The 14,538-nt window shown below is 76.2% G+C and carries 13 protein-coding genes; 10 read left to right on the top strand and 3 right to left on the bottom strand.

What is annotated here, in order from left to right:
• Positions 1–142: 142 nt before the first annotated feature.
• Entirely contained in the window at positions 143–2,359 is a 2,217-nt protein-coding gene (locus ACIBPB_RS30150; protein WP_396842828.1) for a family 43 glycosylhydrolase, read from the bottom strand.
• A gap of 122 nt (positions 2,360–2,481) precedes the next feature.
• On the opposite strand from ACIBPB_RS30150, the gene ACIBPB_RS30155 reads away from it, so the two are divergent.
• The 5 genes from ACIBPB_RS30155 to ACIBPB_RS30175 all read left to right on the top strand — a co-directional run bounded on the left by ACIBPB_RS30155 (position 2,482) and on the right by ACIBPB_RS30175 (position 8,632).
• Positions 2,482–3,228 carry an ArsR/SmtB family transcription factor gene (locus tag ACIBPB_RS30155; RefSeq protein WP_396842829.1) on the top strand — a complete coding sequence of 249 codons (747 nt, stop codon included), beginning with the start codon at positions 2,482–2,484 and terminating at the stop codon, positions 3,226–3,228.
• Positions 3,229–3,801: 573 nt separating this feature from the next.
• A complete protein-coding gene (locus ACIBPB_RS30160) occupies positions 3,802–5,145 on the top strand; it encodes a cytochrome P450 (RefSeq protein ID WP_396842830.1) in 1,344 nt (447 codons plus the stop codon).
• A complete protein-coding gene (locus tag ACIBPB_RS30165) occupies positions 5,142–5,945 on the top strand; it encodes an isocitrate lyase/phosphoenolpyruvate mutase family protein (RefSeq protein WP_396842831.1) in 804 nt (267 codons plus the stop codon). The genes ACIBPB_RS30160 and ACIBPB_RS30165 overlap by 4 nt, the downstream gene beginning before the upstream one ends.
• A gap of 100 nt (positions 5,946–6,045) precedes the next feature.
• On the top strand, positions 6,046–7,014 hold the full coding sequence (locus ACIBPB_RS30170) for a hypothetical protein (protein ID WP_396842832.1): 969 nt from the start codon (positions 6,046–6,048) through the stop codon (positions 7,012–7,014).
• A 4-nt stretch (positions 7,015–7,018) separates the two neighbouring features.
• On the top strand, positions 7,019–8,632 hold the full coding sequence (locus ACIBPB_RS30175) for an asparagine synthetase B family protein (RefSeq protein WP_396842833.1): 1,614 nt from the start codon (positions 7,019–7,021) through the stop codon (positions 8,630–8,632).
• Positions 8,633–8,680: 48 nt separating this feature from the next.
• On the opposite strand, the gene ACIBPB_RS30180 is transcribed toward ACIBPB_RS30175, so the two are convergent.
• Positions 8,681–9,169 carry a GNAT family N-acetyltransferase gene (locus ACIBPB_RS30180; RefSeq protein WP_396842834.1) on the bottom strand — a complete coding sequence of 163 codons (489 nt, stop codon included), beginning with the start codon at positions 9,167–9,169 and terminating at the stop codon, positions 8,681–8,683.
• 59 nt (positions 9,170–9,228) lie between these two features.
• Between ACIBPB_RS30180 and ACIBPB_RS30185 the strand changes: the two genes are divergently transcribed.
• The 4 genes from ACIBPB_RS30185 to ACIBPB_RS30200 all read left to right on the top strand — a co-directional run bounded on the left by ACIBPB_RS30185 (position 9,229) and on the right by ACIBPB_RS30200 (position 12,079).
• The gene (locus ACIBPB_RS30185) at positions 9,229–9,654 is read left to right on the top strand and encodes a MarR family winged helix-turn-helix transcriptional regulator (protein ID WP_396842835.1); all 426 of its coding nucleotides are present in this window, start codon (positions 9,229–9,231) and stop codon (positions 9,652–9,654) included.
• A 47-nt stretch (positions 9,655–9,701) separates the two neighbouring features.
• Positions 9,702–10,535 (top strand): alpha/beta fold hydrolase, encoded by an 834-nt coding sequence (locus ACIBPB_RS30190; RefSeq protein WP_396842836.1) that lies wholly within the window; start codon positions 9,702–9,704, stop codon positions 10,533–10,535.
• Positions 10,536–10,637: 102 nt separating this feature from the next.
• Positions 10,638–11,111, top strand: a complete 474-nt coding sequence (locus ACIBPB_RS30195; protein ID WP_396842837.1) for a DUF1203 domain-containing protein — start codon at positions 10,638–10,640, stop codon at positions 11,109–11,111.
• Between the two features lie 38 nt (positions 11,112–11,149).
• Positions 11,150–12,079: a PfkB family carbohydrate kinase gene (locus ACIBPB_RS30200; protein WP_396842838.1), complete on the top strand. Its 930-nt coding sequence runs from the start codon at positions 11,150–11,152 to the stop codon at positions 12,077–12,079.
• A 165-nt stretch (positions 12,080–12,244) separates the two neighbouring features.
• Here ACIBPB_RS30200 and ACIBPB_RS30205 read toward each other — a convergent pair whose 3' ends face one another.
• Entirely contained in the window at positions 12,245–13,690 is a 1,446-nt protein-coding gene (locus tag ACIBPB_RS30205) for an LVIVD repeat-containing protein (protein ID WP_396842839.1), read from the bottom strand.
• Positions 13,691–13,828: 138 nt separating this feature from the next.
• Here ACIBPB_RS30205 and ACIBPB_RS30210 point away from each other — a divergent pair, with 138 nt between their 5' ends.
• A complete protein-coding gene (locus tag ACIBPB_RS30210) occupies positions 13,829–14,536 on the top strand; it encodes a DUF305 domain-containing protein (protein ID WP_396842840.1) in 708 nt (235 codons plus the stop codon).
• Positions 14,537–14,538 lie beyond the last annotated feature (2 nt).

Here is a 14,538-nt window from a genome sequence, read left to right on the forward strand (position 1 = left end):
CCGGCCCCGCCCCCCCCCCCGGCCGCCCCCCCCCCCCCCCCGCGGGCCCCCCCCCGGCCCCCCCCCCCCCCCCCCCCGGGCCGGGCGCGGGCGCGCCCCCCCCCGGGGGGGGGGCCGCGGGGGGGGGCCCCCGACCCGGGGCTCAGCGGTAGAGACGCAGGTAGTCGAACTCGGCGGTGACCGGCGGCTCCGCGCCGCCGTGTGCGACCAGCCCGATCCGGGGCGTGGTGTCGGCCGGGAAGGTCCAGACCGCGCCCCACGTCCAGTGCTTCCCGTCCCGGCTGGAGCCGGCCCGGAACTCATGCTCACCGCTGGCCGGGTCGACGTGGTGGGCCAGCCGCAGCCAGGTCGTGGTGGCCGGGGTGCCGACGATGCTGCCGCCGTACACCGGCTGGCCGGCGAAGGGCTGTTCGTAGCCGTACTCGACCTGCCGGGTGTTCCAGATGGCCACCTGGGCCAGCCGCGCGAACCGGTCGTCGTCGACGTACGCGACCAGGCCGGCCTGCTGGTAGTTGCGGACGGTGTCCTCGCCGAGGTCGAGGGCCACCTTGGTCTCCGCCACGTAGTCGCCGGTCGGCGCGTCGCGCAGCAGCACCCCGGCGGTGTTGCCGGTGCCGACCAGATCCGTCGACTCCACCGGCCAGCGCAGCGCGCCGCCGGACACGGTGGCCGTCGGGTTGCGCCGGACCCACCGCCAGGCCGGATCGAGCCCGTCGGTGAACTCGTCGGACCAGCCGGGCAGCAGCCGGCCCACGGCTGGCGGGGCGACGGTGTGCCGGACCGGCCGGTACAGCCGGGCCACGCTGACGTTGTCGAACCGGGCCGGGCCGCCGTCGGCGAGCAGGGCGAGCGGGCCGGTCGCCGGACGGGCCAGCCGCAGGGTCACCACGGCGAGCTGGTCGCCGAGGCGGGCCGGGCTCAGCTCGGCGACGAGGTCCCGGCCGCGTACCTCGACCGCCAGGTTGTGCGGGTCGGCGAGGTCGAGGCCGGCGGGCAGCGCGGCGTGCGCGCTCGCGCCGCCGGCCTGCCGGACGGTCAGCCGGCCGGTGCCGACCCGGACGTCCACCCGGCCGAGGCGCAGCCCGGCGGCGGTCGCCCCGGACAGCCGCAGGTCGGCCTCCGCCCGCACGTCCCCACCGGAGACGGTACGGCTGGTCAGGGCGCCGGTGCCGGTGACCTGTCCGGCGTCCACCCGCCAGCTGCCGGCGGCCCGCCAGCCGGCGAGGTCGGCCGTGTCGAAGCGGGCGTCGAGCGTCCCGGTGGTGGTCAGGGCGGGCCGGGCACCCTCGGACGGGCCGGCGCCGGCGTTCACGGTCGGCCAGCCGTCCACCCAGTCCAGGCGGTCCAGCAGCATCGGCCGCTCGTTGATGCCGAACGGCTCGTCCAGGTACGGGTCGGCCCGGTCGATCGCGTGGTAGACGATCCAGTCCTGCCCGGACAGGTCGGTCAGCACCCCGTTGTGGCCGGTGCCGATCCACCGGTTGCCGTTCTGGGTGAGCACCGGGGTGCCGCCGGCCCGGGAGACGTCCAGCCGCTGCCCGTCCCGGTCCACGAACGGCCCGCGCGGCTCGCGTGCCCGTCCCACCTGGACGGAGTAGCCGGTGGCCGGGCCGGCGCAGCAGTTCGCGGTGGACGCGAAGAGGTAGTACCAGCCGTCGTGGCGGACCACGTAGCCGCCCTCGAACTTGTTGTCGATCGCCACCAGCGTCGGTGTGCCGACCGCGCGCAGCCCGTCCGGGGAGAGTTCGGTGACCGAGATGCCCCCGTAGTAGCTGCCGTAGTAGAGCCAGTGCCGGCCCGCCGGGTCGGTGACCTGGCTGGGGTCGATGGTCCAGAGGTAGCCGCCGCCCCCGCCGGGTCGCGGGGCCACCACCGGCTCGTCGGCGAAGGTCCACGGGCCGGCCGGGGTGGGCGCGGTGGCCGCACCGACCGCGGTGTCGAAGGTGTCGCCGGAGACGGTGGTGTCGGTGACCGTCACGTACATGACCCAGCGGCCGGCGACCCGGCGCACGTCGGGCGCCCAGAACGCCGCCCCCGGCGCGGCCCAGGACGGGCGCTGCTCGGGGGCGAAGGCGTCCCCGACGTACGTCCAGTCGGCCAGGTCGGCCGAGCGGGCGATCGGCACCCGGTGGGCCTGCCGTTCGCCCTCGCGGAGGGGGTCGGAGGTGCCGAAGGCGTACCAGAGGCCGTCGTCGCCGCGCACGACCACCGGGTCGGCGAAGGTGTCGGCGAACCCGGCGGAGATCGGGTTGCGGTAGCGGTCGGGGGCGGTGCCGGCGGCCGGCGCGGCGGCCGTGCCGCTCAGGGCGAGCGCGAGGACGGCGGCGAGCACGCCGGCGCGGTGGAGGTGTCGTCCCATCAGACCTGCCTCGGGTATGGACGGACGTCGGTCTGCCGCTTCTACAACGTTGGATACAACGATGTAAAGGCCGCCGCACCTGTCGACCGGGACCGAACCGTGGCCGTGCCAGCATGGAGGGCATGACCACGACCGGTACCGACGGCCGCGCGCTGGCCGGCCTCGCCGCGCTGCTCGCCGATTCCACCCGGGCCAGCTTCTGCCTGGCCCTGCTCGACGGGCGGGCCTGGACGGCCGGCGAGCTGGCCCGGACCGCCGGGGTGGCCCCGTCCACCGCCAGCGACCACCTCACCCGGCTGGTGCAGGGCGGGCTGCTGGTCGAGGAACGGCAGGGCCGGCACCGGTACGTGCGCCTCGCCGGCCCGGCGGTGGCCCAGCTCGTCGAGGACCTGGCCGGCCACGCGCCCATCCCACCCGCCCCGCCCCGCGGCCTGCGCGCCGTGTCGGCCGGCGTCGCCCTCGCGTACGCCCGGACCTGCTACGACCATCTCGCCGGCCGGCTCGGCGTGGTGCTGCACGACGCCCTGCTCGACCGGGGCGTGCTGGACCGCGCCGGCGGCCTGGCGCTCACCCCGGCGGGCGTCGGATGGCTGACCGAGCTGGGCGTACCGGTCGAGCCGCTGCGCGCCGGCCGCCGGCCGCTGGTCCGCGACTGCCTGGACTGGACCGAGCGCCGCCCGCACCTGGCCGGCGCGCTCGGGGCGGCGCTGTGCCGCCGCTTCCTCGACCTCGGCTGGACCGCCCGGGGCACCGGCCGGGCGGTCCGCCTCACCCCGGCCGGCCGGCCCGCCCTGGCCACCGCCCTCGGGGTCGCCCCCGACGACCTGGCCGCACCCGCCTCCCGCGACACCGCACCCGCCCGCGCCTGACCCGCCCCACCGCCCGACCCGCCCCCAGCGCTTCCCCCTCCGCCCCAACGCTTTCCGCGCCCGACCCGCGCCGACGCTCTCCGGGCCCGACCCGCGCGGACGCTTCCCGCGCCCCACCCGCGCCGACGCTCTCCGGGCCCGACCCCCGCGCAGCCACACCGCCAGGTCGACCCCGAGCCCGAGAGATCTTGGTAGGAAATGGCCCCCAGGGGGGCCGATTCTTACCAAGATCTCTTGTCTTTGCGTCTACGCCGCTCCCCGGCTCGGGATGGCGGTTCCCGTGTCGGCTTTCTGCGTGTTGCCGCTTTTCGGTATCCCGGTGAAGGTGGATCACGCGGGACGGCCGGTACTGAGGTGTGCGGAGGAACGGGGCGTGGGACCGGGCGGGAAGCCAGATCGCGATCCGTCAGGCCGTCGCGCACCGCCGGACACGCCGCTGGGTGGAGCGCCATGGGTGTCTCCGGGGTGCGGACACACCCATGGCGTTCCACCGGCCGGACGGGGCCCGTGGTCCGGTGGCAGGTGGGGAACCGTTCGGTCCGGACCGAACGGTGGGGCACCTACGGTCGGAGCATGAGCTGGTCGATCATCGCCCCCGCCCCTGGTACGCCACCCTGCGGACCGCCCACTCCCGGCGCCGACGGGTGGACCGTCACCCGGCATGCCGACGTGCTCGCCGTGCTGACCGACCCCCGGTGCGTCGTGCCCGCGGCCGCCCCCGGTGCGCCGGACGGCACCCTGGCCTGGCTGCGCGGCGCCGTCAGCCGGTTCAGCCCGCCCGAGCAGCATCCCGCCCGCCGGGCGGTCGGGGTCGCGGCGCTGGCCGACCTCGACCCGGACGAGCTGCGCACGACCGCCGCCCGGGCCACCGCCGTGCTGCTCGACGTGGTGGCCGCCCCAGCCGCCCCGGCCGGCCGCACCACCGCCGCGCCCACCGCCGTGCCGCCGCACCAGGCGACCCTGCCGGGCCCGGCGGACGCCGACCGGTCCGCCACCGTGCCGCCGCACCAGGCGACCCTGCCGGGCCCGGCGGACGCCGACCGGTCCGCCGCCGTGCCGCCGCACCAGGCGATCCTGCCGGGCCCGGCGGACGCCGACCGGTCCGCCGCCGTGCCGCCGCACCCCGTGATGCTGTCCGGCCCGGCGGACACCGACGGGTCCGGTGCAGGTGCGCCGACGGCACGGGCCGGTATGTCGCCGGCCGCCGGCGGGGCGGGTGACCACCCTGGTGCAGGGCGGGCCGACGTGATGGCGCTGCTGGCCCGGCGCGTACCGGTGGAGGTGCTGGCGGCCGGGCTCGGCCTGGCCGATCCGGTGGCAGCCGCGCCGGCGGTGGCGGCGGTGGCGGCCGCGTACCACCCGGGTGCGGACCCGGCGGCGGTGGCCGCCGCCGACCGGGCGGTGGCCGCGCTGCTGGCGCTGTCGCCGCCGGCCGCGCCGGAGGTGGCCGCGAACCGGATCGGGCTGCTGGTGCAGGCCTGCGACGCGACCGCCGGGCTGATCGGCGCGGCCGTCCGGTGGGGGCTCGCGGCGCCGGCCGCCGTCCCCACCGCCGACCTGCTGGCCGAGGTGCTGCGCCTGGAGCCGCCGGTGCGGGCCACCCGCCGGGTCACCACCGTGGCGCTGCGCCTCGGCGGCCGGACGATCGGCCCGGACACCCCGCTGCTGCTGCGCTTCGACGCGGCCAACCGGGACCCGGCGGCGCATCCGGAACCGGACCGGTTCCGGCCCGGCCGCGGGTCACTGACCTTCGGCGCCGGGCCGCGCGGCTGCCCGGGGGAGCGGCACGCGCTGGCCCTGGCCGAGGGGGTGGTCGACGAGGTGCGCCGCCGGTGCGCCGCCACCGGCGGCCCGGTGACCCACGAGACGCACCCCACCCTGCACGTCCCGACCCAGATCGAGGTGAGCGTCCGATGAACGCCCGTACCGCCTTCCGTGACCTGCACCGGCCCGGCCAGCCGCTGCTGCTGCCGAACGCCTGGGACCACGCCTCCGCGGCGGCCCTCGCGGCCCGCGGCCACCCGGCCGTCGGCACCACCAGCCTGGGCATCGCCGCGGCCGCCGGCAAGCCGGACGCGGCCGGCGCCATCCGGGCCGAGAGCGTCGCGCTGGCCCGGCGGCTGCGGGACCTGCCGGCGCTGCTCAGCGTGGACATCGAGGGCGGGGGCAGCGACGACCCGGCAGCCGTGGCCGAGCACGTCGCGGAACTGGCCGCGCTCGGCGTGGCCGGGGTGAACCTGGAGGACGGCCGCCCGGACGGCACCCTGGCGCCCGCCGACCTGATGGCCGCCAAGATCGCCGCCGTCCGGGCCGCCGCGCCGGAGGTGTTCGTCAACGCCCGCACCGACGCCTGGTGGCTGGGCGTGCCCGAGCCGCTGCCCGAGGCGCTGGACCGGGCCCGGGTGTACCGGGAGGCCGGGGCCGACGGCTTCTTCGCGCCGGCCGTGCCGGAGGACCTCGTGCCCCGGCTGGCGGCGCACGTAGGGCTACCGCTGAACGTGCTGTACCGGCCCGGCGGGCCGGGCATGGCCGCCCTCGGCCGGCTCGGCGTGGCCCGGGTCAGCACCGGGTCCCTGCTGTTCCGGGCCGCCCTGGGCGCGGCGTTGCACCTGGCGGACGCGGCCCGGGGGGACCGGGAGGCCGACCTGCCGGACGTGCCGGCCTATGACTGGGTCGCTGAGCTGTCCGTGCCGAATTCAGCCACTCGTCGCCCTTAAGGGGGGATAGGAGGATTGTTCGGGGATCGCCCTCTCGCTGCGATTACGGTGTGTTTCAGGTTCGACCACGCCGCGTGATGCCCGGAGAGGGGACCCGACCATGCGAGTGCCCAGCCGAAGCCCCGGGCAGCAGCCCGGGCCCGCCGTCGCGCCCGCCGCTCCCGCCCGCCGCCTGCCGCCCGCCACCGGCCGCCGCCCCGCCCCGGGGCGGCGGCCGGACCTGGCCGCGTACCGGGCCGCGGTGGCCGAGCTGCTGGTCGAGGTGGGCGCCCTCGCCGACGCCCCGTCGACCGCCGCCCGGCAGGTGCTGCTGGACCAGCGGCTGCGGGAGCCGGCCATCGCCGCCGTCCTCGACGCCACCCCGCAGGGATTCGTCGGCGCCCGGGAGACCCTGCTGCTGGAGATGGCCCGCTACCAGCCCAACGCCCGCAGCTCCGCGCAGGACCTCACCGCCCTGGTCCGGATCTACCTGCTGTCCCGCATCGACGTGATGTGGTGGCGGGACACCCCGACCCTGCTCACCGACAGCCAGGTCGACAGCAGCACCGACCTGGTCGACCTGGAGTGGCTGCGCCGGCGCGGGCTGCTCGCCTTCCGCTATCAGGAGCAGCCCGTCGGCGTGTTCGGCCGGGGGCTGCGGGCGGTCGGCCGACGGCTGCGGCCCGACGCCACCCCCCGCACCGCCGGGCTGCGGTTCCGCCGGGCCCGGCGCGAGATCGTGGCCCTGCTCAACGACATCGGCCGGCAGTTCGCCCTGGCCTGCCCGCCCGGCACGCCACCGCTCTGGGCCACCAGCCTGGCCCGCAGCGCCGAACACCAGTACCGGCTGCGCCGCCTCGGGTACGCCGCGATGGTGCCCAGCGGGCACTGCCTCGGCTGGGCCGCCGACGTGGAGGTGGCGTGGTACCAGCGGTTCGGCGTCCGGGACACGCTGACCGAGCTGCTGCTGGCCCGGCAGGAGGTCGGGGAGATCAACGTGATCGACGAGGGCCAGGCCTGGCACATCTGTCTCGCGCCCGACGCGCGGCGCCGGTTCCGCCGGGCGTACGAGGCCGAGATGGGGGTGTGAGGCGATGTGCGGCATCGCGCTCAGCCTCGGCCCCGAGGCCGATCCGGCGACCTTCCGCCGGATGCTCGCCGTCCTCGCGCCGCGCGGCGAGGTGACCGAGACCCGGCAGGAGAACGGTCTGCTGGCCGGCGTACGCCGGCTGCGGGTGGTGGATCCGGACCGGGCGGGCCAGCCGTGGCTCTCGCCCGACGAGCGGCACCTGCTCTGCTACAACGGCGAGATCTTCAACCACCACCAGCTGCGCGGGGAGCTGACGCGGCTCGGGTACCCGTTCCGCAGTGCCAGCGACACCGAGGTGGTGCTGGCCGCCTTTCGGCAGTGGGGCGAGGCGGCGGTGCACCGGCTGCGCGGGGAGTACGCCTTCGTGGTGGTCGAGCGGGCCGGCGGGCGGGCCTACCTGGCCCGCGACCCGCTCGGGGTCAAGCCCCTCTACTGGTCCCGCGGCCCGGGCTGCGTGCACCTCGCCTCGGAGGTGAAGGCGCTGGTCGGGCACGGCGCGCCGATCAGTGAGGTGCCGCCCGGACACCACGGCTGGGCCGAGCCCGACGGCCGGCTCCGGTTGCGCCCCCACGTGGACCTGCTCGCCCTCGGCGCGGGGCGGCCGGTGATCGACGACCCGGACGAGGCCGCCCTGCTCGTCCGGGCCGCGCTCACCGACAGCATCCGGGTGCGGCTGGACACCGACCGCACCGTCGGGGTGATCCTCTCCGGCGGCCTGGACAGCTCGCTGGCGCTGCTGCACACCCGGCAGTCGCACCCGGACTGCGTGGCGGTCACCGTCGGCGTGCCGAACAGCCCCGACGTGGCGTACGCGCGGCGGCTCGCCGCCGACCTCGGCGTGCCGCACGAGGTGGTCGAGCTGCGCCCGCGCGACATCCGGCTGGCCGACGTCCGGGAGGCGATCCGGATCTCCGAGCTGACCGAGTACGGCGACATCATCAACGCGGTCGTCTCGGTGCCCCTCTTCCGCCGGCTGCGCGAGCTGGGCGTCAAGGTGGTGCTCACCGGGGACGGCTCGGACGAGCTGTTCGGCGGCTACCCGATGTATCACCGCGCCGGCCCGGAGCGGTCCCGCCGGCTCTTCCTGCACAAGATCCGCAACCTGTGCCGCACCGAGTTGCAGCGGGTCGACCGGGTGAGCATGGCGCACCGGGTGGAGGCGCGGGTCCCCTTCCTCGACCTGAGCCTGGTGGAGCTGGCCATGCGGCTGCCGCTCGACCTCAAGGTGCGCGACGGGCAGGAGAAGTGGATCGTCCGGCGGGCCTTCGCCGACGTGCTGCCGGACTACGTCCGGCGGCGCCCGAAGAACCCGATGTCGTACTCGTCCGGGCTGCACGAGCGGGCCCGCCTGTACAAGCCGCTCTTCGCCCGGCTGTACCGCTCCTTCGGCTACGACCTGCTCGAACCGGTCCGCCGCGACTTCGACAGCGTGCTCACCCGCTGCGGCAACGACCTGGACCGGGCGATCGCCGACGGGCTGGCCCGCCCCGACTACACGGTGCTGGAGCACGCCCGGGACCTGGTCGGCGCGGCGAAGTGGAACGCCGTGCCGATGGTCCGCCGGCTGGTCGGCCCGCGCCGGACCCGGGGCGGCGACGGGGCGCCGCTACCGGGCTGAGCGGGTCGCCCGGACCGCACCCGGGTCGTCGGGTCGAAGGCTCCGGGTTCACCGGACCCGCTTCTCGTAACGCCGGCAGGCGACGAGGACGGGGGCGGTGCCGGCTTCGGCGGGGTAGTCCAGGGCCGCCGCGTCGCGCCAGCCGTGGCGGGTGTAGAACCGGCGGGCCCGGGTGTTGCCGACCGCGACCGCGAGCCAGGCCGAGTCGAACCGGGCGGCGACGGCGTGCTCGGCGGCGGCGAGCAGCGTGCCCGCCACCCCGGTGCCACGGGCCGGCCCGACGACGTACACCTGCTCGACCTCGTCCTCGCGGACGGTGACGAACCCGACGAGCCGGCCGTCCCGCGTGCCGACCGTGGTGGCGGACAGGCGGGGCGGTACCCGGTCGCGGAAGTCGGCGAGCCGCCGGTGCCGGTGCAGCTCGGCGGGGACGTGCCCGGCGTGCCCGTCCCGCCAGCCGGCATGCCAGAGCACGGCAATCGCCTCGACGTCGTCGGGTTGTGCGGGACGAAGGACGAGTCCGGCGTCGTGTGCCATCACGTGCTCCTCTCCGGCAGAGACTTGCATTCCTAAGTTAGGGCCCTAAGATAGCCCGCATGAACCATCCGAACAACCTCGGGCTGGAGCTGCACACGCTGGTGTCCCGCCTGGAGCGGGCCGGCGATGGCATCCTGCGCGCCGGCCACGGCCTGTCGTACCGCCGGTTCATGGTCCTGGTCACGGTCGGCCAACTGGGCGCCTGCACCCAGCGGGCGCTGGCCGACAGCCTGGCGGTGACCGAGCCCTCGGTCAGCCGGATGGTCGCCGCCCTCGCCGGCACCGGGCTGCTCACCGTGACCCCGGACCCGGCCGGCGGCAACCGACGCCGGATCGCCCTCACCGACGTCGGCCGGCAGCTGGTCGAGCGGGCGGGCACCGAACTGATCGGACGGCTCACCGAGCTGGTCGAGTCCAGCGGCGTGCCGTTCGACACCTACCTCGCGTACACCCGACGGTTGAACGCCGCCCTGGGCGGCGGCTGAGACACCGACGGACGCGCCCCCCACCCGGATCACCGTGAGGAGCTCCCATGCTGACGACCTCAACCGTGCGGACCGTCCGCTCCGCCGACGGCACCACCATCGCGTACCACACCACGGGCGGCGGCCCCGACCTGCTGATCGTGCCCGGCGCGCTCAGCGACGCCGCCGACTTCGCCGGGCTGGCCGAGGCGCTCGCCAGCACCTTCACCGTGCACACCGTGCAGCGGCGCGGCCGCCGGGGCAGCGGCCCGCTCGGACCCGGGTACGGCATCGAGGCCGAGTGCGCCGACCTGGCGGCGGTCCGGGCAGCCACCGGCGCGCGGTACGTCTTCGGGCACAGCTTCGGCGGCCTGGTGGCGCTCGAGGCGGCCCGCCGGGACCGGCACATCACGAAACTGGCCGTCTACGAGCCCGGCGTCAGCGTCGACGGCCTCATCCCGACCGACTGGATCCCGTCGGCCCGCCGGTTCCTGGCGCAGGGTCGGCCGATCGACGCGTTCGCGACGTTCTCCATCGCCACCGGCCCGCGGGCGGCGCGCCGCAACCCCCGCTGGCTGATGGCCACCATCCTGCGGCTGGTCTTCCGGGGCGAGAAGCGGGCGAAGATCGTCGAGCTGCTCGAACCGGCCCTGCACGAGCACGCCGAGGTCGGCCGGCTCGACGACAGCTACCCGCACTACCGCGCGGTCTCCGCCGACGTGCTGCTGATGACCGGCGGCCGGAGCGACCTGGCGCACGTCGGCCCGTCCACGACCCGGCTCGCCGAGGTGCTTCCCTCGTCGCGGGTGCAGGCCTTCCCGAAACTGGACCACTTCGGACCGCACCACCGGGGCGAGGCCGAGGTTGCCGCGGCACTGACCACGTTCCTGCGCGAGACCTGACGATCACCACGGGCGGGGCCGGCGCCGAGGCCGGGCCCCCGGACGCACCGCGACGTCCGATCACCGCCAGCCGCCGGCGCCGCCGCGCGCCAGGCTGGGGACATGACGACGACCCGGACCCGGTACCTGATCCGACCGCTGCCCGCCACGGTGCTCGCGCAGGTGCGACGCACCGGTCTCGACGCCGCCGGCCAGCCGGTCGAGCGCCGCCGCGCCGAGGGCGGCGAGCCGCTGCGCTGCTGCCTGCGCGACGCCACGCCGGGGGAGCCGCTGCTGCTCTTCGGCTACGCGCCGCCGATCCCGGCCGGCCCGTACCGGGAACTCGGGCCGATCTTCGCCCACGACGCCGACTGCCCCGGCCCGGCGGCGCCGGGCGGCTACCCGGCCGACTGGCAGGGCCGGCCCCAGGTGCTGCGGGCGTACGACGGGGCGGGGCGGATCGTCGGCGGCCGGCGGCACGACGGCGACGACCCGGCGGCGGTGATCGCCGAGCTGCTCGCCGACCCGGCGGTGTCGCAGCTGCACAGCCGCAACGTGGTGTACGGCTGCTTCATGTTCACCGTGGTGCGGGGCTGAGCCGGGCGTGACCGGCGGCGGCCGGGGTATCACCCGGCATGGCCGGACTGGACGCGATCGTGGTCGGGCAGGTGGCGCGGGACCTGGTGCTGCTGGTGGACGAGGTGCCCGGCCCGTCCGGGGCGGTGCCGGTGCGCCGCCGCCGGGAGCTGCTCGGCGGCAAGGGCGCCAACCAGGCCGTCGGGCTCGCCCAGCTCGGCGCCCGGGTCGGGCTGCTCGGGGTGGTCGGTGAGGACGAGGTCGCCGACCGGCTGCTGGGCCAGGCCCGCAGCGACGGCATCGACGTGGCCCCGGTGCTGCGCCGGGCCGGCACGCCCAGCGCGCTGATCGTCGACGTGGTCGACGCCGGGGCGCGCTGGCGTTACCTGGAGGACATTCCGGAGGAGACCCTGCTCTCCGAGGCGGACGTGGTCGGGGCCGCGGCGATGCTGCGGGCCGCCCGCGCCGTGGTGGTCCAGTTGCAGCAGCCGCTGCCCGCGGCGCTCGCGGCGGCCCGCTGCGCCCGCGACGCCGGCCGGCTGGTGGTCCTCGACGGCGCGCCGGCCGACCCGGCCGACGGGGCGGAGCTGTTCGCCCTGGCCGACGTGCTGCGGGCCGACGCCCGGGAGGCGGGGCGGATGGTGGGCGTCCCGCCGGCCGACGCCGAGGCGGGCCTGCGGGCGGGCCGGGAGCTGCGGGCCCGGGGCCCGGCGCTGGTGGTGGTCGAGGTGGCGGGGCAGGGCAACGCGGTCGTCTGGCCGGACGGCGCGGTCTTCCTGCCGCTGACCGACACGGCCACGGTGGACAGCACGGGCGCCGGGGACGCGTTCGTCGCCGCGCTCACCGCCGGCCTGCTGCGCGGCGAGTCGTACCCACAGGCCGCCCGCTACGCGGTCGCCGCGGCCGGCGCGACGGTGGGCCACCCCGGGGGCCGGCCGGCCCTCACGCCGGCGGCGATCGACGCCCAGCTGGCCCGCCTCCCCGGCTGAGCCGGCGGCATCGTGCGCGCCGGCCGGGCCGCGACTGCCGGGGGCGCGCCGGCCCCGGGGCGCGCGGCGGTACGGCGGCGCGGCCGGGGTGGACGCCGGCTCCCGGCGGCCCGGAACGTGGCCCGGGCCCGGCCCCGTGGTGGCGGCCGGGCCCGGACCGGGCGGTCACCAGCTCAGGTAGCCCGCCTGGGTCTGCACGTTCAGCTCCTGCACCCGGGTGAGCTTCGCCGTCCAGGTCCGCGGGTCCTTCAACTCCAGCACGTCCAGCCCCTTCTGGATGTCGCTGGAGTAGATGTGGCCGTTGTACCAGTACGCGGACCAGGAGCCGCCCAGGGTGAGGGTGGCGTCCGAGAGCGGGCCGCGCTCCCAGTAACCGATCTCCACGGGGTGCCGCGAGTCGGTGAAGTCCCAGACCGAGACGCCGCCCTGGTACCAGGCCTGGACCATGATGTCGCGGCCGAGCACCGGGATCAGCGAGCCGTTGTGCGCCACGCAGTTCTCGGTGTCGGCGTTGGCCCGGGGGATCTTGTAGTAGCTGCCGAAGGTCAGCGTGCGGGCGTCGCCCCGGCCGGTGATGTCGTAGATGGCGTCCGCGCCGCGCTGCGGGCCGGTGGCCTCGTTGCAGGTCGCCGCGCCGCCGCCGCCCAGCTCGTCGGTGAAGACCACCTTGGTCCCGGCGTTGTTGAACGTCGCCGAGTGCCAGAAGGCGAAGTTGACGGTGTCCCGGACGCGGTTGATCACCCGGGGCGCCTCCCGGTTGGCGATGTCCATCAGCACGCCGTCACCCATGCAGGCGCCGGCGGCCAGGTCGCGCGCCGGGTAGGCGGTGATGTCGTGGCAACCGGTGGTGGCCGAGCCGCCGGGCCGGCCCTCGTACCCGCCGTCGGGGAAGAGGTTCGGCGTGGCCACCACGGCGGCCGTGGTCGGCTTGTTCAGCGGCACCTTCACGATCGAGATGGAGTCGTGCGGCGGCTGGCAGTCCGGGAACTCGGCCCGCGGGCTGTACGACGAGACGTACAGGTAGACGGTCCGGCGGTCCTTGCCCGGCACCAGGGTGTGGGTGTGCGAGCCGCAGGCGGTCTCCACCGACTTGATGTAGCGCGGGTTCCGCTTGTTGGAGATGTCGAAGATCTTGATGCCCTCCCAGGACTCCTTGACCGACGCGGGCTGCCCGACGCTGGCGCAGGAGTCGTCGCTGCGCGAGGAGTCGGTGGAGAGGAAGAGCAGGTTGCCGTGGACCGAGATGTCGTTCTGCGACCCGGGGCAGAGCACCTGGGACAGGATCGACGGCGCGCTCGGCCGGGCGATGTCGTAGATGACGAAGCCGTTGTAGTTGCCGACGAAGGCGTACCGGCCCTGGAAGGCCATGTCCGTGCCGTACGCCGACTCGGTGTCGAACGGCGCCTGCTTCGGCAGGCTGGCGATCTGGCGGAGGTTCGGGCTGCTGGAGATCTCGTCGACGCCGAGGCCGGCGTCCACGGTGGTCGGCTCGGCGCTGAGCCGGGAGGTCTCCTGGGCGCTGCTGGGTGGGGCGGCGGCCACGCCGGCGACGAGCAGGGCGGCGGCGGCCAGGCTGACGATCCGGATGCGGGACGTGGGGGATCGGTGCATCGGCGACACCCTTCGAAAGGGGATGACGAGTGCCCACACCTTACCGTCTGCTGACCGACATCAATGTGTTCTGCGTCACATTCGGGAACGGTCATCTATGGATAGGATCGCTGCGACCTCGACCGGAGGGAGTGGCGTATGACCACTCGGCAGGCGCGGACGTGGGCCGGCGTCACACTGGCAGCCGTACTCCTGCTCGTGCTGGGCATCGCGCTGGCCCGGCGGGGCGGGCCGGCGACGCCGGTGGCCCGACCGGTCACCGCCACCGCCAGCCCTACCCCCAGCCCCACCGCCACGGGCGGTGCCGCGCCGCCGGTGATCGTGCCGGGCCGGCCGGGAGAACCGGCCAGCGTGCGCGCCGGGCAGGAGGTCCGCGACGCGGCACCGCCCCGCTACAACAGCCTCGACGTCTGGTTCGTCCGGATGATGATCCCGCACCACCAGCAGGCCCTGGAGATGGCCGCGCTCGCCCCCGACCGGGCCGCCGACCCCCGGGTACGCGCCGTCGCCGACCGGATCCGGGCCGCCCAACAGCCCGAGATCGGCGTCATGCGGGCCTGGCTCACCACCCGTGGCCTGCCCGCCGAGGTCCCCGACCACGACCACGGCACGATGCGCGGCATGCAGTCCGCCGAGGCGATGCGGCAGCTCGCCGCCGCCCGGGGCGCCGAGTTCGACCGGCGCTTCGTGCGGATGATGACCGACCACCACCAGGGCGCCGTCGCCATGGCCACCGACCTGCTCAAGGTCGGCGTGGACCAGACCATGCAGGAGTTCGCCAACTCGGTCGCCGCCGAGCAGACCGTGGAGATCGGCCGGCTCGGCGAGCTGCTCCCGTCCTCCTGACC

It is taken from the genome of Micromonospora sp. NPDC049836, assembly GCF_044465125.1.
GTDB lineage: Bacteria > Actinomycetota > Actinomycetes > Mycobacteriales > Micromonosporaceae > Micromonospora.